Origin of the sequence: Oligosphaera ethanolica, from assembly GCF_030814695.1 — a bacterium.
GTDB lineage: Bacteria > Verrucomicrobiota > Lentisphaeria > Oligosphaerales > Oligosphaeraceae > Oligosphaera > Oligosphaera ethanolica.
Map to the genome: position 1 here is coordinate 378065 of NZ_JAUSVL010000001.1, position 26791 is coordinate 404855.

Below are 26791 nucleotides of genomic sequence, written 5' to 3' on the forward strand. Positions count from 1 at the left end.
GTTTCTTAATTCAAAATGCTCGGACGCGAGGTCCCTGATGGGTACTTATTTGCTGACGGGTTGTTGCAGGAACTGCTCAATGACGGGAATGATTTCCGCGCCGGCGTCTTCCAGCAGGTAATGGGACGCGTTCGGGTAAGTATGGACCGCGGCCTTAGGGTAGATTTCCCGCAAACGCGCCAAAAAGCCCAGATGGAAGCAGAAGTCCTGCTCGCCCCAGCACATCAGTATGGGCTTGTCTGCCAGCAAGGGTAGTTTCTCACCGATGGTCTTCAGGGTCGTCCAAGTCGGATGGCTGGGCTTGAGAGGAATGTCCTGCACAAAACGCTGCGTGGCAATGCGGTCGTGCCAGTTGCCGTAGGGATGACGATAGCCTTCTTGGACCGCCGCTGGCAGTGGCTTCGCCGGCGCCATGCGAATGGCTGCCTCGACAAAGCCATTCAGGCCGCGCACGAGCACGGCACCCAGCCCCGGGCAACGGCAGAGCGCGATCCGCCGCGGACAGTCGTCCGACAGAAATGCCGCCGTGTTCATCAGTACGATGCGGTCGATCCGCTCGGGATGCCTTGTCGCATAGCCCATGCCGACGCCGCCGCCCCAGTCATGGAGTACCAAGGTCAGGCGCTTGAGCTTGAGCTCGTCATTCAGCCAGTGCTCAATGCAGCGGATGTGGTCCTCCAAATGATAGGGCCAGTCCTGCGGCTTGTCTGACAAACCACAGCCAATGAGGTCGGCAGCCAGTGCGCGCTGGCCACCGGCGGCCACGCGACGAATGAGGTCGCGATACATGAACGACCAGGTGGGATTGCCGTGAAGCATCACCACCGCCTCGCCCTGCCCTTCGTCCACATAATGCAACGATGGGCCGTCGGGGGTCTGATAACGATGCGATGCAAAAGGATACAAGTCTTTCCAGGTCATTCAGTTCTCCGTCAGCGCGTCATGTCTTGCGCCGCGGCGGTCTCCGCCGCCGCAACTGGTTTTTTTGTCTTCGTTCGTCGTCGTCAAAAATGCCTGCAGGCGGCCTAGAAGGGCACGATCTCCTGCATTACGGGCTGGACCATGATTTCCGGGAAGACCAAGTGGTCGGGGAATTCGCAGATTTTCACCACGAGGTCGCCCATCTGCTCGCCGGTCATCACCCGGCCGCGGCGCGCCTCAGCCATGGGCCCGAGCCCCGCCGCCACGGAGAATTCCGTCTCGCCCCAAGACGGCGTCAGCACGGTCACGCGCACATTATGCGGGCGCAGCTCGGTGTAGAGTGCGCGGCTGAACATGTCCACGCCAGCCTTGGCGGCCGTGTAGGTCGCAAAACCCGGCCAGCCATAGTGCGCGCAGACGCTGGTGATGTTGATGATCAGGCCCGACTTGCGCGCCGTCATCAGCGCCGCAGCCCGCCGGCAGCCATAAATTACGCCCAGCAGATTGGTCTCGATGGAGCGGCGGATGTCGTCGTCGCTCTGCTCTTGCAGTGGCGCGATATGCACGCCGCTGCCCGCGTTGTTTATCAGCACATCGATGTCGTCACCGCAGGCGGCGAAGATGCGATCCCAGTCCGCCGGTTTGCCGACATCGCCGGCGACGGCCTGCACGCCGATCTCGGCGGCGCTCTGCGCTAGGACGTCCTGCCGGCGGCCAGTGATCCACACCTGGGCGCCGCGGGCCTTCAGTGCTGCGGCAATGCCCTTGCCATAGCCCTGCGAACCGCCGGTGACAATCACTTTCTTACCTTTGCAGTCCATCATCGACCTCCTTGACGCTTGCTTTCATCACGCAAAAACTCGGCCGGCAACGCCGCCGGCGACACGCCAAACCGCATCGCCAACGCCGCCGCCGTGCCGGCGGCCGTGCCCAATTGCATCATCTTACGGGATAGCCGGCAGCTTGATGCCGCCAGGCTCGAAAAGCCGGCCACACGGCCAGCTACCAACATATTGTCAAAGGCCAGCGGCTGCAAACAACGATAAGGCACGCCGTAGGGGCCGCTGATCCTGCCGCTGGCATGCCGCGCGCCATGGCGATCCAGGCCGTGACCGGCAATGGCAATCACATCGGGATACCCCGGCGGCGACAGCAGATCCTGCTCACGCAACATGTAACGGCAGCGCACCCGATACGACTCGCGAACCCCCATTGCTGAATAGAGATGCAGCAGTCGATAGCCGCGCAGCTGCGGCCAGGCGTCCTGCACATGATGCCAATAGCAACGCACACGCCGCTCACTCTCGGCCAGCGCCACCGCCGGCGACAGCGCCTGCAGCTCAGCGCCGCTCATCGTCGACAGCATATTGCAATTCAGATCGCCATTGGGAAAATGCGCCGCGACCATCGCAGGAAACTGCTCCGCCCACCAGCACCGCGCGGGGATGTCCCCCCGCAGCGCCTCTACCGCCGGCGAGGCCACCGGCGTGACCCGGAACATCCTGGTCGCGCCATTAAGGCGGCCCGTGGCTTCCTCCGGCGCATCGGGTTCGCCAAAGGCCGCCCGGGAGTCCTCGCCCTGCAAGAGCTCGCAACCGGCAAGACGCGCCAGGACGCCGCAGCAATCCACGAAGTAGCGCGCGCGAAATTCTTCGCCGGCGCGTGTCCGCAGCGCCGTGATTGCGCGGTCGCCGTGCTCGACGGCGACGACTTCCCGGCCGTCGCCGACCTCGCAACGGCCGCTCTCACGCAGCATATCGCGCGCACACTGATCCCACGCCGCCGGCTCGAAGATGACGCCGCCAACAGGATTACGTACATCGGGCGGCACCGTCCAGTCCAGCGCCTCGGTATCGCTGTAACTCATGCTGCTATCCAGGCCGAGTTCGCAGCCGGGAAAAGCCGCGTCGTCGCCCTGCAGAAAATAGCGGTGTTTGAGGTAGCGGTAGATGCCGCAGGCGTTGGGCAGGCGACGCATGCGCTCGTAGAGCTGCCGCGGCGCGCCGGAGCCATCGCATTCGGGCTCCCAGCAGCAGACGCCAGCCAGCGTGGAGTTACCGCCGAGCATCGCCTCGCATTCCAGCAGCGCCGTGTGCGCACCGGCACGAGCGGCCGCCAGCGCTGCGCCAAAGCCCGCGCTGCCACCACCAACAACCACGACATCATAGGCTGGCGACATGGCTACGCCGGCTTTACTGCTTGGACCGGATCAGCTCCGTCAGCGTCGCGACGGATTTCAAGACGTCGGCAGTTATATCCGACGGCTCAAATTTGACCTCGAAGATTTCTTCCATGGCCACAATGAGCTCCAGCAGCAGGAACGAATCCACGCCGTATTCGGAAAGCTCGACATCCGTGGCGATTTCCGCCGGCGCGATATCCAAAAAAAGTCTTTCGACGATCAGCTCTTTGAGTTGCTGTTCCAATCCTTCAGCCATGTTGCGCTCCTCTGCGTGGTCGGGTTATTCTGCACCCGGCGAAGCGTGGTCATTTCGCGGCAGGGGAATGACCAACACCGGGCAAGTCGAACGTTTCACCACCTTTTCGGCAACCGTGCCGAAGAAGATGGACTGCAAGGCGCCACGGCCCTGCCGACCAAGGACAATCAGGTCGGCTTCAAGCTCACGGGCCACATCAATGATCTTCGCGTAATCTTTGCCAATGCGGAACTCCGCCCGGAAGGGCACGCCAGCGGGCACGCGGGGACGGTACTCGCCGGCAATCTTGGCGTCGAGCGCCTCCCGCGCATTTTTATCCACGTCGGTATCCAATTCGTAAATGTAGGTCTTCCAGAACTGCGCGTCGGGCTCGGGGATGACATGAAGCAGAATGAGCTCGCAGCCATCGCGCTTGGCGGCCGCGTCCACCGCGAAATCGAAGGCGTAGTGGGCGTTGGCCGAAAAATCCGTGCAAAACAGAACCCGCTTCATCTGAGTGTATTCCGCTGTCATGCTGCCACCTCCAGTGCCAATCTCCGCGGCTAAGCCGCCGTGGTACCTCTACAACGCAGGAATAGTTGAAATAATTGCCGAGACCGCGCCGGCGCGGTCACCGCGCCAGATAGCGCGGCAAGGCCAGGGCCAGGTCGGGAAAGACCAGCATCAATGCGGACATCAGCACGAGGATGACCACGTAGGGCCAAGCGCCGCGGAAGATGTCCTGCAGCGGTATTCGGCGATCAATACCACTGACCACGTAGACATTGACGCCGACCGGCGGTGTGATCACGCCCATCTGCACCACCAGCACCACCATGACGCCAAACCACACAGGGTCGTACTGCAGCGCTTTGATCACGGGGAAAAAGATCGGTATGGTCAACAGCACCAGCGCCAGGGCATCAACCATGCAACCGGCCACGAGGTAGAACAGCAGGATGAGCGCCAGGGTCACCCAAGCGGGGACCGCCAAGGTCGTCAACGCGTTGGCCAGCTCGCTGGGCAGACGCGTCAGGGCCAGGAAACGCCCGAAGACCATCGCACCGGCGATGATGATCAGCACCATGGTCGACACCCGAATGGTTTCCATCAGCGACCGAACAAGGGTCTTCCAGCTCAGCGCGCGCCGGCAGAGTGCCACGACAATGCTGCCGGCGGCGCCGACAGCGGCGGCCTCCGTCGGCGTGAACCAGCCGATAAACATGCCGCCCATCACCAGCAGGAACAGCAGCGCGGTCTCAATCACGCCAAGGAGCGAGCGGAAACGCACACCCCAGCTGCAGGGCTCCGCCGGCGGCCCCAGCTCAGGCCGGAAGGCGCAGAGTGCCAGGCAGAAGAATGCGAACAGTCCCGTGAGGATCAACCCCGGTACCACGCCGGCCATGAACAGCGTGGCCGGCGACAGCTCGGTCATGATGCCGTACACAATGAATACTACGCTGGGCGGTATGAGCATGCCCAGGCTGCCACCGGCAGCGACCAGGCCGGCGCCCATGCCGAGGTGGTAGTTGTGCCGGCGCATCTCCGGCAGGGCCACCGAGGCGATGGTCGCCGCCGTCGCCGGTCCCGACCCGCAGATGGCGCCAAACGCCGCGCAAGCGCCGATGGTCGCCACGCCCAGGCCGCCGGGAAGCCGCCCGAGCCAGCGATAGGCCGCGTCAAAAAGCCGGCGGCTGATGCCCGCGTGAAAAGACACCTGGCCCATGAGAATGAAGAGCGGTATCACGCTCAAGTCGTACTTGCTGAAGGTCTCGTAGCTCACGCTTACCAGCATGTGAAAGGCCCCGACCGGGTTGTGGATGATCATGGCAAAGCCCATGCAACCCACCACCGCCAGCGCAAAGCCCACCGGCATGCTCAGCATCAACAACAGCAACAACAAAAATATGCCCAGAACTCCAAGGGTAAATAGGCTCATGGCTTCATCATCTCCTGTCCTGGATGCATCAAGTTGTAGAATTTGACCAGCACGACCACGGCCAGCGAGAAGGCCATCAGCCACCACACCCAGAAAATGGGTATCTGCAAAGTCAACGTCACACTGCCACGCCGCAACAGCGTCCCGCCATAGACCACGCAACGCCACGACATGAAGCAGAACAGCAGCAACACCAGCGTTCGACACACGCTATCCGCCAAAACCCGGCCGACCCGCGGCATTTTGTGAAAGAAATACTCCACGGCAACATGGCCCTTGACGGCCGTGGTGTAGGGCAATGCCGTCACCACGCTGATACAGCCGGCGATGCTGACGATGTCCACCACGCCCGGCAAGGGATGGCCCAGGCGCCGCATGATGATGTCCACGCAGGTGATGATCATCATCAGCAACACGCCCAACGCCGACACGCCAGCCAGCGTCATCACCAGCGCCGACACGCTTCGCTGATACACGTTCCACATCATGGCTGTTCTCCTTGTTTCGTGCTGTCACCCGTTGTCTGCGCAGCCGCGGCTGCCGCTCGGTTCCGCCGTGCGTCAGCGACCGCAGCCTTGAGGAAGGCCATGGCCTCCGTGCCCGGCAATCCCGCCGCGTCGGTCTTCTTCACCCAGTTTTCCAGCAACGGCACCATCGCCGCCGCCGCGATGGCGTCGTCTTCAGCTGACATGTCAGTGATGGTCTTGCCCAGTCCCTTGACGAATTCGAGCCCATCGCGATCCACCTGGTCCCAGGCGTTGCCATGCTGGTCGATCCATTCGCTATTGACCTCGCTGATAGCAGTCTTGATGTCCTCCGGGAAGCGTTCCCACACCTGTTTGTTCATGACCACGAACATCGCCGTGGTGTAACCGGCCGCCGGCACTCTGGTAACATGGTTGATCACTTCCCCCTGCCGCCAGCCCTTGAGGGTCTCCATCGGGCAGAAGGTGCCATCGACCACGCCACGCCGCAGCGCCTCGTAGGTGTCCGGCTGGCTCATGCCCACGGCATTCGCGCCCATGGCCTTGACCATCTGCGCGGTAATGCCCGTGCCGCGAATGCTCCGGCCTTTGAGGTCGCCCAGGGACGCCACCGGCTCCGTCGTCGCCAAGATCCCCGGACCATGCGCATGCACGTAGAGCACATGCACATCGGACAGCTCCTTGGGCTGAAAGCGCGCAATGAAGTCGTTGGCAATGCGCGTCGCCGCCATGCCGTCCGGATAGCCCAGGGGCAAATCCAGGGCTTCCAGCAAGGGAAACAGCCCGCGCGTGTAGGCGAAACAACTCATGCCCACATCCGACACCCGATTGATTACGCAATCGAAATTCTCCGCCGCGCCAGTCAACGCCCCGCCGGGAAAGATATCGATCTGTACCCGACCATCCGTGCGGCGGTACACTTCGTCGGCCCATTCCCGAGCCAGCAGGCTGTGAATGTGCGAAGCCGGGAAAAAGACGCTGTAGGCCAGGCGGTACTCCGCGCCTTTCTCCCGTCCGCAGGACAATCCCAGCAGACACAAGGCCGTCAGCAACAGCAATCGGCCACCACGCCGCCACCACTGCGCTGACCATGTCGTCGTTCTCATAGTGCACTCTCTTTCTTCTCTTCGAACTTTGAGGGCTGCAAACAAAAAAACACCGGAATCATGACCGTCGCGCGTCATGATGGCCGGTGTGCTGTCCGCTGCTGCGTCTGCGCCGGCTGGATCGCCGGCCTCGGGCGCAGTCAGATTTTCTGCCGCAGGAATTCCACGGCGCGGCGTATATCCGCTTCGGGGTTGGCTCCGACCTCACGCTCAACGGTCAGATAGCCCGCATAACCCACTTCGGAAAGGGCCGCTAAATAGCGATCCCAGTCCACTTTTCCTTCTCCAAGCGGCAGCTCATTGAAAAGCTCGCCGATATTGAGTCCCTCGACGCCCCCTTCGGCAAAAGCCGCATAGACCTTCACCGGGTCACAGGGACGGTATTGCACGCCGTCCTTGGCGTGCGTGTGCTTGATGTGCCGGCGCAAGGCGTACACCGCCTCCACCGGATCGTCATTCAAGACCATGATCAGATTGGCCGGGTCGAGATTGACGCCCACGCCGCACGAATCGACCTCGTCCAGAAAAGCCGCCAGGCGCGCCGCCGGCTCGGGACCGGTCTCTATCGCAAAAGCCACGCCGCGATCCGCTGCATAGGCGCCGATGTCCTTGCACACGACCAGCTGGTTGCGGTACACGGGCGAGCTGCTGTCCTCTGGCACCACGCCGATATGCGTGGTCACCACCGTCGTGCCCAAATCCACCGCCAGATCGACGATCGCCTTGGAACGCCGCGTCTTCACCGCGTTCTCGGCGGCAATCTGAAAGCCGTGGCCGCCAAGATCACCGCATAAGGCCGAGATCTCCAGGCCATTGTCCGCAACCAACGCGCGAAACGCGCGACGATCCGCCGCACTCAACGCCTCGGCACTCATCGCGCCGTCGACCACATAGACCTGAATGCCGTCCGCACCCACCTCACGGGCCTTGCGCACACCAGCCGGTATCGGCAGCCGAAATGAATCAACCATCACGCCTATTTTGAATCGCGACATGAACGCCGTCCTTCACTTTTCAACACTGTCACACCAACAAAATCCGGGAAAAACGGCCGCTAATATAGCACGCTTTGCCACGCGCAAAGCACCGCCGCGCATTTATCAAGCGAAACAACGCAACGGCTCAGCCATTGCTACCGGCCGGTCCCTGGGGACGCCTGGGACTGCTGGGACCGACTTGGCGCCGATTGCCGACGCTTATTGCAGCAGCTCGTTGATCTGTCCGATATAGCCGGCGTAGAAGCTGATGATGCGGTAGCCGATGTAGAGGACGAGGCAGCCGTAGAGTGCTTTCGGCGCCATGAGGGCGGCGATTTCGAGCTGGCGTTCGCCGTCGTTGGCGCAGAAGGTGGCGATGCGTTCGGCGCTGGCGTCGAGGGTGCCGCTCATTTCGCCGGTATCAATCAGCGCCGGGATACTCGACTGCCGTTCTCGGCCGCTGCTGGTTTTGTGGTAAGCGGCGGCAAAGGCCTCGCCGTGTTGGTCGATACGCTTGGCGATGCGCAGGAAGCGCAGCTGGTAAGCCCGGTTGCTGCAACTTTCCGCCGCCAGTTTGATGGCGTTGACCATGCCGATGCCGGCATTAAGACAGAGCGACAAGGCGCGGAAAAAGCTGGCATTTTCGAGATTGAACTGCACGGCGCCCAGCACCGGCACGGCGTCCAACAGGGTTCCAACCAGGCGACTGCGAAACAGCCCCGGCGCCAAGGCCCGCAGCAAGATGAAGATCACCCAAGGCACGGCATACCACAAAATCAGGCGAGAGACGACCTGGGGCATCGTCAGCTGGCCGATGGCGACATCCACCACGCAGAGTATCGGCCCCGCCACATGATACATCAGCAGCGGATACAACATCCCGCTGATGACTTTCTGGCGGAGGCGCTGCCGCAGCGCAAACCAGTCGCTCAGCGAGCGAAAACAGCGGTCCAGCTGCCCGCTGTATTCGCCGGCGGCGGCGACATTGCACTCGAAGCTGCTGAAACAGCTCATGCCCCGCATAGCTTCGGCCAGCGTCGAACCGCCCTGCAGACTTTCCCGCAGCTGCCGAGCCACGCGATTGAAACGTCCGGGATAATGCTGTTCCAAGGCGCGCAAGATGGGCAGGCCAGCGCCAAGCAAGGTGGCCAGAGTGTCATAATACTGGCTGCGATCACCTAATGCGCTCATAGCCACCATCCTCGGGTTGCGTTACTGCGCCGCGACAGGGCGCAAACAGAATGCGGGCGGGGTGCGTCAGATCTTGGTCAGCACGCCCTGGCGATAGAGCAAGGTCATGAAGCGCGTGTCGAGCGTATGACCGGCCTTGTAGGACACGATCTTGCCGCAGAGCCGGCCTTTGTCCAAAAGCGACAATGCCGCGATGAGATCCAGGCAAGCGCGATGCCAGACGGCCTCCAGTGACTTGCCGTCGTGCAGCAGCTTGGGGGTGTTGACATAGGCGCGCTTGCCCGCGACCAAAATGTTGTCTTTCGTGTAGCCCAGGTTGCGTGTGTCGGCAAAAAGTTTGCCGATGGTCTTCATGTAGAACATCACCGCCTGAGAGCAGTTGGTGCGCGCGTGCGCGCCGTGCACAAAGGCGTCGTCCCAGACATCGAAAACCACGCGCTGCTTGCCGATGGCCGTCGGAAAATCAATGGCCACATCCAGAGTCAGCTTGCGATCGCCCGCAGCAGCTGGATAATAGGTCAGGAAACCGCCATTGGGACCGACGATGGTCGCCGGCTCCTTGACGGTCAAAAAGGTCACCGGCCGTGCTTTGTCAACAACGATGCCGGCTTTGCGGATGCCCTCGACGATCGGCATGCTGCCGACCTCGAAGAGCGGCGGGTCACCGCTATCCATGCCGATGCGCACATTGTCCAGCCCCAAGCCAAGGCGATGGGCGACGATGTGTTCGGTCATACGCACGTAATTGTGGGGATTACCGCTACGCAGAACGACATTTCGTTGCGCGGTCCAGACATTGCGGACCGATACGCGGATCGGCAACTGCTCATTGAGGTCCAGCCGTTCCAGCCACCAGCCACGACGAGCGCTGGGCTCGAAGAACAGCGTGCTGCTGATGCCTTTGCTGTAGGTCGCCGGGCCGGTCACATGAAAGCGCCCGCCCAGCGTCGTCTCGTAGGGCTGCGGCTGCCAGCCGTCGGGAGCCATAAAGCTCATGTCAACCGGGATGGCCGCGTGGGCCTCCTGGCTCAAGCGCAACAGATATTCATCACCAGCCAGTATCCTGCTGTCGTCCATGCCGTCCTTTCACAATGCCGTCGTCATGCCGCAAAAATACGGGGCGGCTCGAAGTCCGCCCCGCATCCATTCAGCTTTGCGTGCGTGTCATCAATCGATGGTGACTTCCTTGCCGGCGGCGGCCGAGCGGTAGATACCGTCGATCATCTTCTGCACCGCCATGCCGGATTCGCCGGGGGCGCGCAGGGGCGAGCCGGTCAGACAGGCGTCGGCGAAGTTCTTCAACTTGGCCACAAACAACGAGTTGAACTGCGTGCCGGGCAGGAACGCGGCCTTGGAGTTGATCATCGTCCCGGCGTGGTCCGTAAAGAGAGTCGACGTTTCCCAGTTGAAACCGCCCTTGGTGCCCATGATCTCAAAATTCCACACGTCTTTTTCAATGTGGGCGCTGAAGGACGCCTCGACCTGCATCAACGCGCCGGTGTCAAAGCGGATCTGGCCGATCGCCAGGTCTTCGACCGTGAAGGTCTTCCAGTCCCAGTTGGGCCACATGCTGGTCACTTCCGACGGCTTGTCGCCAATGTAGGTCCAGCAGTTGCCGGACGCCGACACCGGCTTGGGCTCGCCCATGCAGTAGTGCGCGGACTCCATCACGTGCACACCGATGTCAATCATCGGGCCGCCGCCCTGGAGCTCTTTCTGACCGAAGACGCCCCAGTTCGGAATACCGCGGCGACGCAGCGCGCGACACTTCACAAAAAGAATGTCGCCGATGTCGCCGGCGGCCATCGCCCGCTTGAACATCTCGCAGGACGGATGATAGCGGTACTGGAAGCCCGTGCAAAGCAGCTTGCCATTCTTCTTGGCGGCATCGACCATCATCTGGCACTCGGCCGGAGACATGGCCATGGGCTTCTCGGTAATGACGTTACAGCCGGCGTTTAACGCGGCCACGGCAGCAGGCATGTGCACGCCATTCGGAGTGCAGACGTCAACCACATCCGGCTTGATCTCAGCCAGCAGGTCGTCCCACTTCTCGTAGGTGGCCTGAATGCCGTATTTCTCGTTCATCAGCTTCAGGCGATCGGGCTTGATATCACAACCGGCGACGACTTCGATCTCCGGTATCTGCTTGATGGCGTCAAGATGTGTCGTGCTGATGCCACCGCAGCCCACAATCGCCCAGCGCAATTTCTTGCCGACTTCCCGTTTCTCTTCCGTCGCAAATGATTCCGTGCCTACTGCATTGTTCGACATGCCGTTCTCCCTTTTTCTGTTGTATTTCGCCGAAACAACGCAACTCGCGTCTTCAGCATAAATGGCCTAAAATATAACCCGTTGCTGATAAGCCGGCGGACGCCCCCGAAAAAAAGATGATTTGATCGGACCGATCGGACCGATCGGACCGATCAAGTCGTCGGATCCGTCCGATCCGTCGGATCCGTCCGATCCGTCGGATCCGTCCGCGAAAACGACCCTCTGCGATAAAAAAGACCGTCCGCTCTGCCTGTTCTGCCCTTACTGGTCGGTGCGGAAAGGCCCTGCCGGCAATCCGGCCTGGTTGAAAAGCGTGCAATCGGGATTGTTGGCCCAGGCGTAGCGCACGTGCGCCGGCTCGGGTACATCCTTGCTCCAGACCAAGACGCTGTCCTGCCCGTCGATGCGCGCGTCGGCCCAAACGAATTTCATGTCAGCGCCGGCGATGGCGAAGCCCTTGAGTTTGTCGCCCTTGACAGCTAGCCCGTCGTAGCAATAGCTGAAGCGCACGCGAATGGCGGCGCCTTCCCGCGCGAAGCCGCTATAGAGTGGGCCGCTGACGGCGAGGTCCTTTTCGCCGTAGCAGTCCCGGCGGGCCCAAAGGGCCAGCCGGCGACCGACTTCCTGTTTGTTCTTTGGATGCACATCATGGGCATCGCCAATATCGATGGCCGACGCCATGCCCGTCAGCGGCACGGCCAAGGCTTTGGTCTGTGATTCACGGAAATCCGGCCAGCCGGCTTCCACCGGTTGTTCCTGCGGCTTCTGATAGGCAGCCAGCTGCACGTAGTAGAAGGGCAATTGGTCGTCCTGCCAGAGCTCACGCCATGAGCGGATCAGCGCAGGAAATAACACGTCGTGCTGCTTGGGATTGCCGGAGTTGCTTTCACCTTGATACCAGATGAAACCGCGCAGCGGCATGGACGCCAACGGCGCGATCATCGCATTGTAAAAGCCCGTCGGCAGATGATAGGGCTCGGGCAAGTTTCGCGACAGCGCCCGCGGCTCATAGGCCGTCTCAACCTTGAAACGCCAAACTGCCGGGAGCATGACCTTCTCGTCGCCCAAACCGAGGTACTGCGGCCGCGGATAGGTCGGATGGAAGCCCCCGGAGCCATTCTCGTTGAAGACTCGCACAGCAATGACGTTGCGGCCGGCCTTGACGGCCTCGCCCGGCACCGGGTGCGTACGGAACACCCAGATGCCGCCGTTGTTATCACGCCGGCCGATCTCGACGCCGTTGAAATATGCCACGCTGTTCTGAGCGATGATGCCAAGGTAGAGCGACGCGTTTTTGCCCGCCCAGCTTTCCGGCACTGTGATCGCCGCCCGATACCACATCGCACCATCAATCTTGAGGCCCTGCGATTCAATGCTGCCAGGCACCGTCATGTCCCGCCAATCGCTGTCGTCAAAATCCGGCTGGGCCCACGCTGCGCATTCCGGGAGCATACCCGGGTCCTTGTAGGCCGCATCGGCATAAATCTTCCTCCGCAGTGCGTCGTAGGTCGCCCAGTCCTGGTATTCCTCGGCGGGAATGGCCAAAGGCTGCGGCAGGGCCGGATCCGAACGCAGCACATCGGCGGCCACCCACGCCTGACAGGAACTCGACCCAATCGCGCAGTTGACAATACCAATCGGCACGTCCTGCGTCGTCGCCAACTCCCGCGCAAAAAAGTAGCCCGCGGCAGAAAATTTCGGTGCATTCTCTGGCGTGCACAGCTGCCATTCGCCGGCCGGGTCCTGCTGCGGTGTGGATGCCAGCGCGCTCTTGACCATGAAGAAACGAATGTTGTCGTACTTGGCGGCAGCGATCTCCTCCTTGGCATTCATAGCATCGCGCACAGACACTTGCATATTCGACTGCCCGGAGGCCAGCCACAGGTCGCCCACCAGGACATTTTTCAGCACGATGCTGTTCTCGCCCGTCACGGTCATCTCCCGCCCCTTGGCGGACGCCGCCATGGGCGCCAGCGTCACCCGCCAGGCGCCAGCGGCATCGGCCGCGCTCTCATGGCGCTGTCCCGCAAAGGCCACAACGACCTTCTCGCCGGGCTTGGCGAGGCCATACACCGGCAAGGGCTTGTCGCGCTGCAACAGCATGTTGTCCGCAAAGGTCGCCGGTAAAACGACTTCCGCGCGTAGAGCCGTCACGGGCAGCACCAGCAAGGCCAGCAGAGTCAAACGCCGCCAGCCACCGCACCCTATTGCGCCCGCCATAGCCGTCCGTCCCCAGCCGAAATGTCCACTGTTCATTGTCGCCTCGTTGTCTTGCTTCCGTGTTGACACCTTATTCAGCGATCAGAACTACCTACAGACAAAGCATGACCGCATACTGTAACGGCCATGAATGCCCTCTCAAGGCGCGGCTGAAAATAATCCCCGCCCGCGGCCCGGCGATTTCGGCGGCCTGCGTGGCCATTCGTCGTGCAGGCAATACAGTAAGCACTTGTTTTCACATGCTCGCGCCCTCAGCCCCCCACCCCACGGAGGAATCGCCATGCGTCACCACCTGCTTTTGGTCGCTCTTGTGGCCGCGTCGCCGGCCCTTATCGCCCAGCCCGCCAAGCCGGCGCCAGCCGCCGGTATTGCCGAGCTCAGCGCCGAGCCCTACGCGCCGGCGCCAAACCTGCTGAGCAACCCGTCTTTCGAAACCATCAGCGCCGTGCGACCGCAGAATTGGACCTGGGATCAGCGCAATACCGACGCCACTTTCGCTCTCGATGACCAGGATGCCGACGATGGCCGCATCGCCATCCGCCTCACCAATAAAACTCCCTTTGGTGCCCACGTCTACAACTGGTTCGGCCATATTGGCGACGTGCCCGTGAAGCCCAATACCCGCTATACCATCTGCCTCAGCGCCAAAACAAACTCCAGCCCCTCTGCCTGGTTTGGCGGCGGCAAAGGCTGGCGTGTGCGCAAGACTCTCCCCAACACCAGCGGCAAATGGCAACGCATCAGCCATAGCTTCGAAACCGACCCAGACACCACCGCCTTCCCCTTCATGGTCGTCGTCGAACACCCCAGCGACGGCATCTGGATAGACAACGCCGGCTTCTTCGAGGGCGACGCCCCACCACCGGCATGGAACGAAAATAATCCCGAAAACACGGTCGAAATCAGCCCCCGCCAGCCCAAGCCCCTGTCCCGCCGCGACCAGCTCATCGACCCGCGTTGGGACCCCCGACTCTACCCCCGCGATCAGTGGCTCTTCGTCAACGACGCTGCCGACTTCGACGGCGTCGTCGGCCTGACAACGGCGCCCGCCAACGCCCAGGCCCACGTCGAATTCCGCGATGCCGACAGCGGCCGCGTCCTGGCCACGGCCAGCACAGTCCTGCGCGACGGCGGTGCCGGCGGTCGCTGCTGGCTACTCCACGCCCGCTGCAATTTGGCCGCAGCGAACGCCGCGCAGATTGTCATCAGCGCCACCGTCAGCGACCAGGGCACCGAGTTGGCCCGTTACGAGCGCCGCTACCGCCTGGTCACCCCGGCACTGATTGCGTCCCTGCTGTCCCAGCTCGACACCCAGCGCCAGCTGCTCGCCGTGGTCCTTGACGGCCTGGGCGACCGCATTCCCGCCGTCTGCACCCTCCGCCTGCGCCTGGCGCTCTACGACCGTTTCAGCGCCGATACCCGCCAGGACTGTAAACTGGGCAACACCGATCGCGCCTGGGTGACCTACCAGGATCTGCTGACGATGATTGAGGACGGCCTCCGCGAAGCCCAGGCCATCAAAACCGGCGCTCTGCCACCGCCGACGCCGGTGCCCAGTTATGTCACCAGCCCCATCACCATCGCCAAATCCTCTTTCCTCGCTACCCAGCGTTTCCCCGATGGCCGTCTACTCGAACAGACCCCGACCTTTTTTACCGGCTACGGTCATTTTGCCCAGGTCCGCAAAGACATCGAGCTCTTCCCCAGCTACGGCATCAACATGATCCAAATCGAGCAGGGCCCCCGTGGCGTCGTCGAGGACGACGGCAAGATCAACCCCAAGCCCATCGAAAACCTCATCGCCGTCTTCGCTCGTGCTGAAAAGGCAAATATCAGCATCAATCTCCTGCTCAGCCCGCATTATTTCCCCGACTGGGCGCTGAAGAAATGGCCCGACCTGGCCGAGTGCCAGGGCGGCTTCTTCAAGTACTGCGTGCACGCCCCGGAAGCCCGCGCGATCATTGAGCGCTATTTGCGGGCCATCGTCCCCGCGTTGAAAGACTCGCCGGCGCTGCACTCGTTCTGCCTGAGCAACGAGCCCCTGAGCACCAAGCTGGACCAATGCCCGCACATCCGCACCCAGTGGCCGCAGTGGCTTGAACGCAGGCATGGCAGCATCGATCAGCTCAATCAGCGCTGGCACAGCGCCTACGCGTCCTTTGCCGACATCCCAGTACCAAAGCCCTTCCCGGACGGCGCCATTGCCTACGATTTCGTGCAATTCAACCAGGAGACTTTCGCCGCCTTCCATCAATGGCTGGCCGATGTCATCCACGACATGGCGCCCGCCATACCCGTGCACGCGAAGATCATGATGGCCGCCCATTTCAACAAAAATCCCGCCGGTATCTGGAGCGTCTCCCCAGAACTATTCGCGCAACTCAGCCAGATCAATGGCAATGACGCCTGCAATTTCCCACGCCACGGCCATCCGCAGTGGTACAACGGCTGGCAACGCTACGAAATGGGCTACGATTTCCAGCGCAGTATGCGCGATCTGCCGGTCTTCAACTCGGAAAACCACATCATCAGCGACCGCGATTTCTCCTCCCGTTGGCCTATCCACAGCTACTCCGCCCTCATCCAGGGCGCGCTACACGGCCAAAGCGCCACGACCTTCTGGGTTTGGGAACGCAGCAACGACCCCCTTTCCGACCTCGCCGGCAGCATTCTCCACCGCCCAAACCACGTCCTGGCCGTATCCGCCGCCGCCATGGACCTCAACCGCCATGCGCCAGTCGTCACAACCTTCCAGCAGGAGCCGCCCAGCGTCGTCCACCTGTGGTCGCTTAGCACCGTCCTCCACGGTCAGTCCTTGCACCTGTCGGCCATGGACACCCTCTGGACCAGCTTCTGTGCCCTCGGGCAGACCCAGGGTTTCCTCACCGAGCGACAGCTCAACGACATCGGCACGTCCGGCAAGCTCCCGCCGGTGCTGCGCCAGGCTCGGCTGCTGGTCCTGCCGGCCGTCAGCCACCTGCCTGCGGCAGCCTTGCCGGCCCTGGACATGATTCGCAAACAGGGCATCGCTGTGGTCCTCTTCGGCGATAGCGCCCTGGACCGCGATGAATACGACCAGCCCCTACCCCAGCCGCCGCAATACGAGCGCCTGCCGCTAACGAAAGCCTACGACGATCAACCCGCCGCTCTGCTGCCGCGCCTCGGCGCCTGGGGCGTGACGCCTGCCGTCATGGCCAGTGATACTGATGGCCGTCCGCTCTACGGCCTGGAATTCCGCAGCGTCGAACACGCCGGCCAGACCTACACCGCCCTGTGCAATCAACGCCTCACCCCGGTCACCGTGTCGCTGCGCCACCTGGTCAAGCCCTGCGACAGCCACGACCTCCTGGCAAACCAGCCACAGACATCGTCCATCACCCTGCCACCCCTCCAGCCCATGATCCTCCTCATCAAAAAATAACCCACTCGCGACGGCTGCTGTGCCCCCATTACAACGTTTGCACCCTCTCTCTCCCATGCCCAAGACCCTCAAAGCCCTCCTCAAACCCGGCGCCATGCTCGCCGCCATGGTCTCCGGCGCCACCCTGCCCGGTTGCAGCAACACCATCGTCATCCGCTATTGCCTGATGACCATGCTGTTCATCATGTTCATTCCCATGCACTTCGGCGACATCAAAATACAGCGTACGCACCTCCGCGTGCTGGCGCTCAATTTTGTCATGGCCTTGCTGCCTTATGCGCTGTTCCAGGCCGCGGGCCGACGCGACCTCGCTCTCGCCGCCTTCTGGACTGGCATTGCACCGACGGCGACGGCCGCACCGGTCGTTATGGGCTTTCTTGGCGGCCAGGTCAGCTATGTCCTCACTGGCTTCGTGCTCACGAACGCATTCATACCTCTGTCGCTGCCACTGCTGCTCGTGGCACTGTCCGGCCATTTCAGCTGGTCGAGCTTCCTGCCCATCGCCTGGAACATCGTCCAGCTCATCGGCGTACCGCTCTACCTGGCCCGCATCGTCCGTATGGCCCAGCCGCGCGCCATCGGCTTCGCCAAACGCCTCAAGGGCCTGTCTTTCGCGCTGTGGGTCGTCATGCTTTTCTACATCGCCGCCGACGCGTCGCGATTCATCCACAGCCAGGATGCCGCCGGCACTGCCGGCGCCATCTGGGCCATTGCCGCCGTGTCCTTGGTCATCTGCATGCTCAATTTCAGCATCGGTTACGCCATCGGCCACAAGGGCCTCCGCCGTGAATCCAGTCAGACGCTCGGGCAGAAAAACACGTCGCTGACCATCTACCTCGCCCTCACCTACGCCAATCCCTTGGCCGCGCTGGGGCCGACCTTCTACGTCTTCTGGCACAACGCCTGGAACGCCCTACAACTCTACCTGCATGCCCGCAAGGCCAACAACGGCAAATCAGACGGGTAAAAAATGCGGACGGCGCTGCCGCCCACCCTCAGTGCCTTTGCCGCGCGCATTTTAGAAAGACTGGGCCATAGAAAAGACATTTTGTGCAAAGCGTCGCGTGGCATGGCTCGGTATGGTAGTGGCAGGTTTTTTCGCTGGCTGCGGCTTTCGCAGCCGTAACGACGCGCACCCGCAACATGGAGAGACGTGATTATGGCAGACAACAGCGTTGGCACCCAGTCATTTGCGACCCAGGAAACGTCGAACAGCGGCAAGAAAATCCGCACCGCAGTCATCGGCTGCGGCATGATCAGCAATGTCTATATCGACGCCATGAAGCGCATCCCCGAATTCGAGATCGTCGGCGGCTGCGACATCCGCAAGGAGCGCCTGGACTGGTTCACCAAGAAGACCGGCGTAACCGCCGTCTTTGAAAAGTGGGACGACATGCTGCGGGAAGTCCAGCCCGACGCGGTGGTAGTGGCCACGCCCAACGGCGTGCACATGCCCGCCAGCGTCGCCGCCGCTAACGCCGGCTGCCATGTGATGACGGCCAAGCCCATGGCCATGACGCCCGCCGAATGCCAGCTGATGATCGACGCCAGCAAGAAAGCCGGCAAGCTCCTCGCCGTCGGTCTGCAATTCCGCTACCGCGCAGCCACCGAGATGTTCGTGCGCGCCCGCGACGCCGGCGATATCGGCGACATCATGTACGTCAAATGCCAGGCGCTGCGCCGTCGCGGCATCCCCAACTGGGGCGTCTTCGGCCAAAAGGAGCTGCAGGGCGGCGGGCCGCTAATCGACCTCGGCGTGCACCTAATGGAAGCGGCACATTACTGCATGGGCTCGCCAAAGCCCGTCGCCGCCGTCGGCAATGTCTGGACTTACCTGGGCGACAAGCCCTGCGACACGCAATGCCAGTGGCCAAACTGGGACTACAAGACCTACACGGTCGAAGACCTGGCCATCGGCCATGTCCGCTTCGAAAACGGCGCCATCCTGCAGGTCGAGGCGTCCTACGCCGCCCATATCGAACGCAACCGCTACGACATCCAGATCATGGGCAGCAAAGGCGGCTTCGACTGGGAAACGTCGTCGCTCTTCACCGACCGCGCCGGGACCATGCTGACGTCCACGCCGGCATTTACTCCCGAAGACCAGATGATCAACTGGTTCACCGCCAAGATGAAAAACTTCGCCAGCGGCATCCTCTATGGCACGCCCCTGCGCGCCCCCGGCGAAGCCGGCATGGCCATCCAGAAGATGCTCGATGGCATCTACCGCTCAGCAGCCAACGGCGGCCGCGAAGTCGCCATCGACTGACGATCCAGGCTGCAACCATACCCACCGGCCGGGGACATAACGCGCGCCGCCCAGCAATGATCCCACTAACACTATCAGAAAAAAGGACCCACTATGAGTACCCGCACCTATAACATCGGCGTGGCCTGTCTTGTTCACGACCACATCTGGCGCATCATCGACGGCTTTGCCGCCAATCCCCAGTGCCGCGTGGTCGCCTTTGCCGAACCGGCCGAGGACCTCCAGGCGCAATTCCTCAATAAGTACCCCGATACCACCTGCTATACGAATTGGCGGGAGATGATCGACCGCGAGAAACTCGATATCCTCATTGTCACCACCGAAAACTGCCTCACGGCGGAAATCGCCGAGTACGCTGCCGCGCGCCATGTCCACCTGCTCATTGAGAAGCCCATGGCGGCCACCCTCGAACAGGCGGAGCAGATCCTCCAGAGCGTGAAACAGCATGGCGTCAAACTGCTGATCAACTGGCATCCCAACTGGTACCCGGCCATGCAGACGTCGTTCCGACTGGTCCGCGAAGGCGCCATCGGCCAAGTCTATGACATCCGCATCCGCCGCGCCCACCTCGGCCCCCGCGAAGTCGGTTGCACCAGGCATTTCTACGAATGGCTCTATGACGAAAAACGCAACGGCGCCGGCGCCTTCGTCGACCTCGGCTGCTACGGCGCGAATATCTGCCGGCTCCTGCTGGGATACCCCAAAGAAGTCATCGGCTGGCGCCAGCGCCTGGTCAAAAATGACATCACGGTCGATGACAATGGCACCATGCTGATGATCTACGACAAGGCCCTGGGCCGCTCCGAAGCATCCTGGACCGAACTGCCGCCCTACTACGACTCAATCTTCCTGGGCTCCACCGGCACCATCGTCACCGAAAACAACCGCGTGCTCATCTCCAACGACGCCAAAAAACAGCCCCAGCCCATCGACAACGACGTCCTGCCCCCACACAAGCAGAACGCCGCCAATCACTTCATCTTCTGCCTGGAAAATAACTGCGAACCCGACGATATGTGCAGCCCGGCCATCTCCCGCGATGCCATGGAAATCATGACCGCCGGTCTGATCTCCGACCGCGAAAAACGCCGCGTCGCCCTCCCCCTCAAGCAGTAAACACCACCACAATAAACGATTCGACTGTCTTTCGCGGACGGACCCGTCCGATCCGACCGATCCGACCGATCCGGCCGATGAAAAAAGAAACCTACTCTGCGGATAAAAAAAGTGCCGGCTGGATGCGTGATCGTCATCCAGCCGGCACCAGTGAAGGAACAGTAACGGCCTAGTGTTCGAAGGCGGCGTCGAAGGCGATAGTTGACGGCGCGAAGTCGGTGCTGCGCACGAAAGCGCAGGCGTCTTTGGCGCCGTAATCACGGTCCATGCCGCAATCTTCCCATTCCACGGACAGCGGGCCATTGTAGCCGATGCGATTGAGTTCGCGGATGATCTCCTCGAAGTTCACATCGCCATGTCCCGGGCTGCGGAAATCCCAGCCGCGGTTGGGCTGACCAAAATTCAGGTGCGACGACAGGATGCCACTGCGGCCATCGAGGGTCACGCTGGCGTCCTTGACATGCACGTGGTAGATGCGATCCGGGAATTCCCGCAGAAATGCCACGGGGTCCACGCCCTGCCACAGCAGATGGCTCGGGTCGAAGTTAAACCCAAAGGCCGGGCGGTTTTTGATGGCTGCCAAGGCCCGCTTCGCCGAATATAGATCGAAGGCGATCTCCGTCGGGTGGACTTCCAACGCGAATTTCACGCCGCAGGCGTCAAATTCGTCCAGGATGGGATTCCACATCTTGGCGAAGAACTTATAGCCGTCGTCAATCATCTTATCGGACACGGGCGGAAAGCTGTAGAGCATGTGCCAGATCGGCGAGCCGGTGAAGCCATTGACAACGCCGATGCCCATATTCTTGGCAGCGCGGGCCGACGCCTTCATGGCCTCGACAGCCCAGGCGCGCTTCTTTTCGGCATTGCCATTGCAGTTTTTAGGCAGCATGCCAAAGTTGTCCGACCGGCAGTCATCATTGGGATCGCAGACCAACTGCCCAGCCAGGTGGTTGCTGATTGCCCAGCAATTCAGGCCGGCCTTCTTCAGCATGGCTTTTTTGCTCTTGCAGTACGCGGCACTTTCCGCGGCTTTAAAGACATCGAAATGATCGCCCCAACAAGCCAATTCCAAGCCGTCATAACCGAACGACTTGATCTTCGTCGCCAGGTCCTGCAACGGGAGGTCGGCCCATTGGCCAGTGAAAATTGTGACTGGACGTGCCATGCTTTTCTCCTTGCTTTGCTCTCTCGGTAGTTATGCTAGACATGCCCATTCGTAGGGCTGATAAACAGCTGACGACAGCGGACCAGCTACGGCTGCCACGCTTAGCCCTCCGCGCCGCCGCGGTCACCGCGGCCAATGGACGAGTCGATCGGCTGGCTGAACACCGAATGCGGGCTCTCAAGCATCACGCCGGTACCATTGACGACCGCCCGCAACGCATCAGATGCAACGCTCACCGCCAAACCCGTTTCCTCAGACAGCAGCCGGTCAAGCCCCCGCAGCAACGCACCACCGCCAGCCAACACAATGCCGTTGTCAATCAAGTCAGCAGACAACTCGGGCTTGCAGGTGTCCAGCGCCGTCCGTACGGCATAAACAATGCGCGACACCGGCTCAGACAGCGCTTCACGGATTTCTTCGCTGGTGATGGTCACCATGCGGGGAAGACAGCTGCCATGCTGACCAATGTCACGGCCCTTGACTTCCATCTGCTTCTCTTCGTCCATCTTGTAGGCGCTGCCTATCTGTATCTTAATTTCTTCGGCAGTGCGTTCGCCAATCAGTAGATTGTGGACTTTTTTCATGTGCTTGACAATCGACTCGTCCATCGCGTCGCCGGCGCATTTGACGCTGGCGGAGTGGACGATGTTCGCCAGGGAGATGATTGCCACCTCCGTCGTGCCGCCGCCTATATCCACGACCATGCTACCCGTAGGCTCTTCAACCGGCAGACCAACGCCAATCGCCGAGGCCAGCGGCTCCTGCACCAACCGCACATCACGGGCGCCGGCACGACGCGCGCTGTCCTGAACAGCGCGCGTTTCCACGCCGGTGATGCCCGTCGGAACGGCAATGAGCACCCGCGGCTGCATGATCTTGAAACGGCCACTGGCGCGACGGATGAAATAGCGCAGCATTTCGTCAGTCACCTCGGCGTCGGCAATGACGCCCTCCCGCATGGGACGAATAGCGCGGATATTGCCCGGCGTACGGCCAATCATAATCTTGGCCTGGCTGCCGACAGCAAGGACCTTGCCAGTGTCGGCATTGATCGCCACCACCGACGGCTCCTGCAGAACCACGCCGCGATCAACCACATAGACCAGCGTGTTCATAGTACCGAGGTCGATGCCAATATCGTTCGACAGCAAGGACTTGATTTTATCAAAAAACATGGTACCCCTTTCACGGGTGACCCCGCGCGGAAACCCGTCGTCTCTCAGCCATTCATGCTCCAACCAGCGCAGGCTGACTCCATGTCAGCGGCGCCCGGCGTCGCTCTGCTCGGCATAATGTGCACACCGCAAGCTCATAATATGCTTTACCATGAAAATAAGACAACACCGGCCAAGCCAAAAACCCCACGGCCGCGGTAATGCCACACTCATTGATACTGGCGGTTCCAAGGGACGCCAAGGACCGTGGGGACCAGTTGGCGGCGGCGCGCACTGTGGCGAGGACTCACGGACTCATGAGGCATGATCCCATGGATTGGACCGTGGGGACTTTCGGGACCGCGGGGAATGACGCATTGGACTCAAGGGACTGATTAGCCGACGTCTGGGAGGCCTGGGAGCGCCGCCGTCCCGGCGGCATGTGAGTGCTGAAAACAAAAGGCGGTGATAACAAGTGTCAACGACTGGCCGATTACGCGGGCGCAAAGGTCAGTCCAGTGAGAAGATTTTGCGCAGAGCCGTCCGCAAGGTCCATTCGTTTTTCGCTCGGGTGCCGGTCAATTCGGCGTGGAAGGCCCACGTGAGCGGCTTGAGCACCATGGAGAGGATGCTGACTTCCTTGAGCGCCTCGCCACTGACTTGGAAGTACATCTTGTCCGTGTCCCAGTTGTACTCGCCGGAGCCATTAAGGGCGATGATGGTGCCGTTGGTTGACAGGGTCGGCACGACCAGGCGCTGGCCAAGGAATTCCAAATCGGCGTCCAAAGACGAAATGCGGCCCAGTCCGGCCAAGCGGCGCTGAGTGAGCCAGCTGAGAGTCGTCACTTCGAGCAATCCGCCTAGCTTGGTCAACAGCGGCACCTGCCACAGCTCGGAATCACGGATGGCCACGTGGCCCGTCCCCTCCAAGTGATAGGGCCGACCAGCCCAACCACGCAGGATCTGCACGTGGCTTTCGGCATTGACATGGCCAGGCAAGCCTTCCGTGCTCTTTTCGTCAATGCCCAGTTGCGCCAGAAAACGGTCAAGAGACATCTTGTTGGCAATCAGTAGCGTTTCGCCACGACTGGTCCGGGTGTCGTAAAAGCCGCTGCTGGCCAAGCTGCCGCCGAGGTATTTGGCGTCCTTGACCTGCCAATGCAGGGTGCTAGCCGTCAGCGACCAGTCGGCGACGACATCCTCCACCGCCAGCACTCCATAGGTGCAATGGGGACTTTGCAAGCGGCCGCCGATCTGCAGACGAGATTCGCCGCTGAGAAAGAACGAGCCGTCGCAATGCAGGTGCGACGCGTCGGAAAAACTCACGTCCGCAAGCAGATTGCCCCAACTTGGATCAATGGCCTGCAGCAGTTTTTTCGGATTAAGTGTGCCCTCGGAAGGCAGAATGCGGAACTCGCATTGGGGCACGCCCTGCAAAAAAATGTCAAATTCCGCGCGAAGAACGCCGTTCGGCACCGTCACCGTAATCGGTCGGATCATCACCTGGCTGGGCAAGTCCAGACCGACAGCAACTTGCAGCGCCGGGATGACCGCATCGCGGTAGGTCACTTTTTCCACCGTCAGCGTGGAGGACATGGTCAGACGCCAATCACTCTCGCTGTTACTGGTGTAGATCAGGGACGGCGCCTGGATGTGCGCGGGATGTTCAGGATCCCACAGCACGTGCTCCCATATCTGGTTATAAATCTCGCGGCCATAGCCGTGCATGATGAAGGGATCGGCCACCCGGGGATTGCCGACCACGTCGATATCGCTGAGTTCAAAGACGAAAGGGGCGTACTGAATACGCATATTCAGGGCGAGGCTCTCGCCCATCGATGTCGTCGCCCGAAGATTATTGAAGGTGGTTTCGCGGGCGCTGACGGCGTACTCGCCTTCGGCCACGCTCAATGCCAACGTATCAAAGCCGCCATTTTCACCGCGCAGGGTGCCGCCGAAGCGCCACGGTTCCCGGCCGACGTTCCAGGCCGGCAGCTCCAGGGTGAAAGCCACCGGTTGTTCCGTACAGTATATCAAGGCCAGGATATCAACCGGGGGAATCCGCAGCGGCTCTCTGTAACTGCGATAAACGCGATCGGGATAGATGTCGCCGGCGCTCTGCAGGGCGACGTGAAGTTGCCCCTTGTCCCGACGGTACTGCAGCTGGCCGGACATGGTCATTCCCGGCGTCCAGGGATCGCCATTCGCGCCTTTGGCCTGAAGCTGCAGAGCGAAGCGCAGCTCGCCTGCCCCCCGGTCGAGGAACTCGCCCAGATCGGTCGCGGCCGTGACATCAAGGACTTCCGCCGGCAAGTCCGGCAGCACCATGCCAAGGCCGTCAAGGCTGAGCCGCCCGTCGACCAGACGCAATCGCGCCGTCAGTTCGTTCACTTCGCGCTGGCAGATCAGGGGCTGCGGTTGCGTCAAGGTCGCCGCCAGTTGCCATTGCCGCCAGGCCAAGGGCGACGGCTGCAAGTCTACCGACAGGGATAGCTTGCGGTCCTCAACGCTGAACACCTTCTCCGGCACGCGCAAGCCCAGGCGTCGTAACTGTGTGAGCAGCTGCAGCTGGCCGCTGAATGTGCCGGAAAGCATGTCTTTGGCGTAATCCCAACGCGCTTCGCCGCTGAGCCATTCACCCTCAAGATCATTGATATCCAGACGCACATCACGCAAAATCACCGCATTTTCCGCCAGTGCGAGCATAAACTGGCCACGCTGGATATGCAGCTGCCGCAATGACGAGGCGCCGAAATGACATTGCACTTCAGGCCGCATCGCCGCCAGAGCCAACGGCGCTGGTGGCAGCGTGCCGCGGAACTGAACTGTAGGCAGGTCCCGCAGCCATGTCGGCAGCTCGCTGCCATGACGGCCAAGAACCTGGGCCACGCTGGCCGGAAACAGCCGCCCCCACAATTCCGCGCTGAGCTGCTGACGCCGTCGGTCCAAACGCACGCTGCCCTGCAACCGTTCATCGCGACCCATGAACAGCAGCAAACGATCGACTAGCACTTCCTTAGCCGTCACCTGGAATACACCGCGCAATTTGCCGATGAAGACCTCGTCAAGCTCGGCGTCATTGAGGCTGAAACGTCCGCGCGCGCTTAACGACTGGGCATCAAGGCAATCGCCCGTCAGGCGTACGTCCAGGCGGGCATCACCGTGGCCAAAATCACAGCGGTTAAGCGCTGCTGCCGCGCCATTGATGCCGGCGACCAGCTGCTGCTGGCGGCGTACTGGCGCGCCGGAATTCGCCGCCTGCTGTTGTTCAAACCACTGACGGCCACTAGCCAGCTGGGCCGAGCCGTGTAATTCGAAACCGTGGAGGCGCCCCAGCAGGTCCACTTGCAGACCGTCATCAACGCCCAGGCGGAGAGCCACCTTGTCAAGCCGACAAAAGAGCATGCTGCGGCGTGCCTCGTCAAGCAGATTCACCCTGGCATCGGTGAGAATCACCATGTCGGGAACGATCTTGCCGCGGCAAAGCGCCCCCAGACGCAGACGCAACGCCGCCGTTTCGCTGTGAATCACGGCCGGGCCAGCCGGCGTCATCACGGTCACCCCGAGATCATTGAGGACCATGCCGCGGACCACGCCTATGCGCAGCCAGCTGAACTCACCGTCAAGGCCACTGTTAGCCAACAAGTTCCGAAGCAGCGGGCAACGGGCAGCCGGCAGGCCGCGTAGCTCTAGCCAGCCATTGAGCGACAACAGCAGCACCAAGAACAGCAACAGGGGCCTGCCGAGCCCCGCCTTGATGATCTTATGCAGCCATTTCACCCGTTGTCGCTCCCGTTCATAAAATACCGATGGTCATAACGTCGTAACGTTCGTGCGTTAACACAAAAACACAAAAATACCCGCCCGGGAGGCATTTGCCAAGTTCCACGACGGCGAATGCACTTGCGTGTGTAATCGGTCACCCAATAATACTGGTAGTTCCTGCAGCCTTCTTGTCAGGCGAACCGCATAACCGTCATTCCGTTGGCATTTGAGCGCTGAAAGCGCGATCTATGAAAGCCCAGGGCGGAGCGACGCCCTGGGCAAATCGCCATTTTTGTTCGTGTTCCTCGGCCTCTTTGGCCCCAGTCGGCGAAGCTGACTGGGGCCAAAGAGGCAATGGAACCCGATAG

20 protein-coding genes are annotated in these 26791 nt (G+C 61.4%); 4 read left to right on the forward strand and 16 right to left on the reverse strand.

The features are described from left to right. Positions 1-45: 45 nt before the first annotated feature. The 13 genes from J3R75_RS01310 to J3R75_RS01370 all read right to left on the reverse strand — a co-directional run bounded on the left by J3R75_RS01310 (position 46) and on the right by J3R75_RS01370 (position 13566). Positions 46-921, reverse strand: a complete 876-nt coding sequence (locus J3R75_RS01310; RefSeq protein ID WP_307259418.1) for an alpha/beta fold hydrolase — start codon at positions 919-921, stop codon at positions 46-48. 104 nt (positions 922-1025) lie between these two features. After that, on the reverse strand, positions 1026-1745 hold the full coding sequence (locus tag J3R75_RS01315; RefSeq protein ID WP_307259419.1) for an SDR family oxidoreductase: 720 nt from the start codon (positions 1743-1745) through the stop codon (positions 1026-1028). Next, entirely contained in the window at positions 1742-3100 is a 1359-nt protein-coding gene (locus J3R75_RS01320) for an FAD-dependent oxidoreductase (protein WP_307259421.1), read from the reverse strand. Before J3R75_RS01320 ends, J3R75_RS01315 begins: the two co-directional genes overlap by 4 nt. Positions 3101-3113: 13 nt before the next feature. After that, positions 3114-3359 (reverse strand): acyl carrier protein, encoded by a 246-nt coding sequence (locus J3R75_RS01325; protein WP_307259423.1) that lies wholly within the window; start codon positions 3357-3359, stop codon positions 3114-3116. Positions 3360-3383: 24 nt separating this feature from the next. After that, positions 3384-3872, reverse strand: a complete 489-nt coding sequence (locus J3R75_RS01330) for a universal stress protein (protein ID WP_307259425.1) — start codon at positions 3870-3872, stop codon at positions 3384-3386. A 97-nt stretch (positions 3873-3969) separates the two neighbouring features. Next, a complete protein-coding gene (locus J3R75_RS01335; protein WP_307259427.1) occupies positions 3970-5277 on the reverse strand; it encodes a TRAP transporter large permease in 1308 nt (435 codons plus the stop codon). Further along, positions 5274-5765, reverse strand: a complete 492-nt coding sequence (locus J3R75_RS01340; RefSeq protein ID WP_307259429.1) for a TRAP transporter small permease — start codon at positions 5763-5765, stop codon at positions 5274-5276. The genes J3R75_RS01335 and J3R75_RS01340 overlap by 4 nt, the downstream gene beginning before the upstream one ends. Next, positions 5762-6868: a TRAP transporter substrate-binding protein gene (locus tag J3R75_RS01345; RefSeq protein WP_307259431.1), complete on the reverse strand. Its 1107-nt coding sequence runs from the start codon at positions 6866-6868 to the stop codon at positions 5762-5764. The genes J3R75_RS01340 and J3R75_RS01345 overlap by 4 nt, the downstream gene beginning before the upstream one ends. A 140-nt stretch (positions 6869-7008) precedes the next feature. Further along, complete coding sequence (locus J3R75_RS01350; RefSeq protein ID WP_307259433.1) at positions 7009-7863, reverse strand: sugar phosphate isomerase/epimerase family protein; 855 nt, start codon at positions 7861-7863, stop codon at positions 7009-7011. 201 nt (positions 7864-8064) lie between these two features. After that, a complete protein-coding gene (locus tag J3R75_RS01355) occupies positions 8065-9036 on the reverse strand; it encodes a type II secretion system F family protein (protein WP_307259435.1) in 972 nt (323 codons plus the stop codon). 66 nt (positions 9037-9102) lie between these two features. Next, positions 9103-10113, reverse strand: a complete 1011-nt coding sequence (locus J3R75_RS01360; RefSeq protein WP_307259437.1) for a UDP-3-O-acyl-N-acetylglucosamine deacetylase — start codon at positions 10111-10113, stop codon at positions 9103-9105. A gap of 90 nt (positions 10114-10203) precedes the next feature. Then, positions 10204-11310 carry a Gfo/Idh/MocA family protein gene (locus J3R75_RS01365; protein WP_307259439.1) on the reverse strand — a complete coding sequence of 369 codons (1107 nt, stop codon included), beginning with the start codon at positions 11308-11310 and terminating at the stop codon, positions 10204-10206. 261 nt (positions 11311-11571) lie between these two features. Next, the gene (locus tag J3R75_RS01370) at positions 11572-13566 is read right to left on the reverse strand and encodes a sialate O-acetylesterase (RefSeq protein WP_307259440.1); all 1995 of its coding nucleotides are present in this window, start codon (positions 13564-13566) and stop codon (positions 11572-11574) included. 244 nt (positions 13567-13810) lie between these two features. Between J3R75_RS01370 and J3R75_RS01375 the strand changes: the two genes are divergently transcribed. The 4 genes from J3R75_RS01375 to J3R75_RS01390 all read left to right on the forward strand — a co-directional run bounded on the left by J3R75_RS01375 (position 13811) and on the right by J3R75_RS01390 (position 20336). Further along, positions 13811-16951: a beta-galactosidase gene (locus J3R75_RS01375; protein WP_307259442.1), complete on the forward strand. Its 3141-nt coding sequence runs from the start codon at positions 13811-13813 to the stop codon at positions 16949-16951. 55 nt (positions 16952-17006) lie between these two features. Next, a complete protein-coding gene (locus J3R75_RS01380; RefSeq protein ID WP_307259444.1) occupies positions 17007-17918 on the forward strand; it encodes a bile acid:sodium symporter family protein in 912 nt (303 codons plus the stop codon). Positions 17919-18110: 192 nt separating this feature from the next. Then, a complete protein-coding gene (locus tag J3R75_RS01385) occupies positions 18111-19220 on the forward strand; it encodes a Gfo/Idh/MocA family protein (RefSeq protein ID WP_307259446.1) in 1110 nt (369 codons plus the stop codon). Positions 19221-19313: 93 nt separating this feature from the next. After that, the gene (locus J3R75_RS01390) at positions 19314-20336 is read left to right on the forward strand and encodes a Gfo/Idh/MocA family protein (protein WP_307259448.1); all 1023 of its coding nucleotides are present in this window, start codon (positions 19314-19316) and stop codon (positions 20334-20336) included. A 169-nt stretch (positions 20337-20505) separates the two neighbouring features. Here J3R75_RS01390 and J3R75_RS01395 read toward each other — a convergent pair whose 3' ends face one another. The 3 genes from J3R75_RS01395 to J3R75_RS01405 all read right to left on the reverse strand — a co-directional run bounded on the left by J3R75_RS01395 (position 20506) and on the right by J3R75_RS01405 (position 26438). After that, positions 20506-21504, reverse strand: a complete 999-nt coding sequence (locus J3R75_RS01395) for a sugar phosphate isomerase/epimerase family protein (RefSeq protein ID WP_307259450.1) — start codon at positions 21502-21504, stop codon at positions 20506-20508. Positions 21505-21605: 101 nt separating this feature from the next. Next, entirely contained in the window at positions 21606-22679 is a 1074-nt protein-coding gene (locus J3R75_RS01400; RefSeq protein WP_307259453.1) for a rod shape-determining protein, read from the reverse strand. 489 nt (positions 22680-23168) lie between these two features. Further along, positions 23169-26438, reverse strand: coding sequence for a hypothetical protein (locus tag J3R75_RS01405; protein ID WP_307259454.1), 3270 nt, complete (start codon positions 26436-26438; stop codon positions 23169-23171). Between the last annotated feature and the right edge of the window lie 353 nt (positions 26439-26791).

Excerpts from the sequence above, each read along its gene's own strand:
- J3R75_RS01330 (WP_307259425.1), bottom strand. The coding sequence starts at position 3,872 with ATGACAGCGGAATACACTCAGATGAAGCGGGTTCTGTTTTGCACGGAT.
- J3R75_RS01375 (WP_307259442.1), top strand. The coding sequence starts at position 13,811 with ATGCGTCACCACCTGCTTTTGGTCGCTCTTGTGGCCGCGTCGCCGGCC.
- J3R75_RS01355 (WP_307259435.1), bottom strand. The coding sequence starts at position 9,036 with ATGAGCGCATTAGGTGATCGCAGCCAGTATTATGACACTCTGGCCACC.
- J3R75_RS01395 (WP_307259450.1), bottom strand. The coding sequence starts at position 21,504 with ATGGCACGTCCAGTCACAATTTTCACTGGCCAATGGGCCGACCTCCCG.
- J3R75_RS01320 (WP_307259421.1), bottom strand. The coding sequence starts at position 3,100 with ATGTCGCCAGCCTATGATGTCGTGGTTGTTGGTGGTGGCAGCGCGGGC.
- J3R75_RS01380 (WP_307259444.1), top strand. The coding sequence starts at position 17,007 with ATGCCCAAGACCCTCAAAGCCCTCCTCAAACCCGGCGCCATGCTCGCC.
- J3R75_RS01360 (WP_307259437.1), bottom strand. The coding sequence starts at position 10,113 with ATGGACGACAGCAGGATACTGGCTGGTGATGAATATCTGTTGCGCTTG.
- J3R75_RS01310 (WP_307259418.1), bottom strand. The coding sequence starts at position 921 with ATGACCTGGAAAGACTTGTATCCTTTTGCATCGCATCGTTATCAGACC.
- J3R75_RS01340 (WP_307259429.1), bottom strand. The coding sequence starts at position 5,765 with ATGATGTGGAACGTGTATCAGCGAAGCGTGTCGGCGCTGGTGATGACG.
- J3R75_RS01335 (WP_307259427.1), bottom strand. The coding sequence starts at position 5,277 with ATGAGCCTATTTACCCTTGGAGTTCTGGGCATATTTTTGTTGTTGCTG.
- J3R75_RS01370 (WP_307259440.1), bottom strand. The coding sequence starts at position 13,566 with ATGAACAGTGGACATTTCGGCTGGGGACGGACGGCTATGGCGGGCGCA.
- J3R75_RS01365 (WP_307259439.1), bottom strand. The coding sequence starts at position 11,310 with ATGTCGAACAATGCAGTAGGCACGGAATCATTTGCGACGGAAGAGAAA.
- J3R75_RS01345 (WP_307259431.1), bottom strand. The coding sequence starts at position 6,868 with ATGAGAACGACGACATGGTCAGCGCAGTGGTGGCGGCGTGGTGGCCGA.
- J3R75_RS01400 (WP_307259453.1), bottom strand. The coding sequence starts at position 22,679 with ATGTTTTTTGATAAAATCAAGTCCTTGCTGTCGAACGATATTGGCATC.
- J3R75_RS01325 (WP_307259423.1), bottom strand. The coding sequence starts at position 3,359 with ATGGCTGAAGGATTGGAACAGCAACTCAAAGAGCTGATCGTCGAAAGA.
- J3R75_RS01385 (WP_307259446.1), top strand. The coding sequence starts at position 18,111 with ATGGCAGACAACAGCGTTGGCACCCAGTCATTTGCGACCCAGGAAACG.
- J3R75_RS01390 (WP_307259448.1), top strand. The coding sequence starts at position 19,314 with ATGAGTACCCGCACCTATAACATCGGCGTGGCCTGTCTTGTTCACGAC.
- J3R75_RS01315 (WP_307259419.1), bottom strand. The coding sequence starts at position 1,745 with ATGATGGACTGCAAAGGTAAGAAAGTGATTGTCACCGGCGGTTCGCAG.
- J3R75_RS01350 (WP_307259433.1), bottom strand. The coding sequence starts at position 7,863 with ATGTCGCGATTCAAAATAGGCGTGATGGTTGATTCATTTCGGCTGCCG.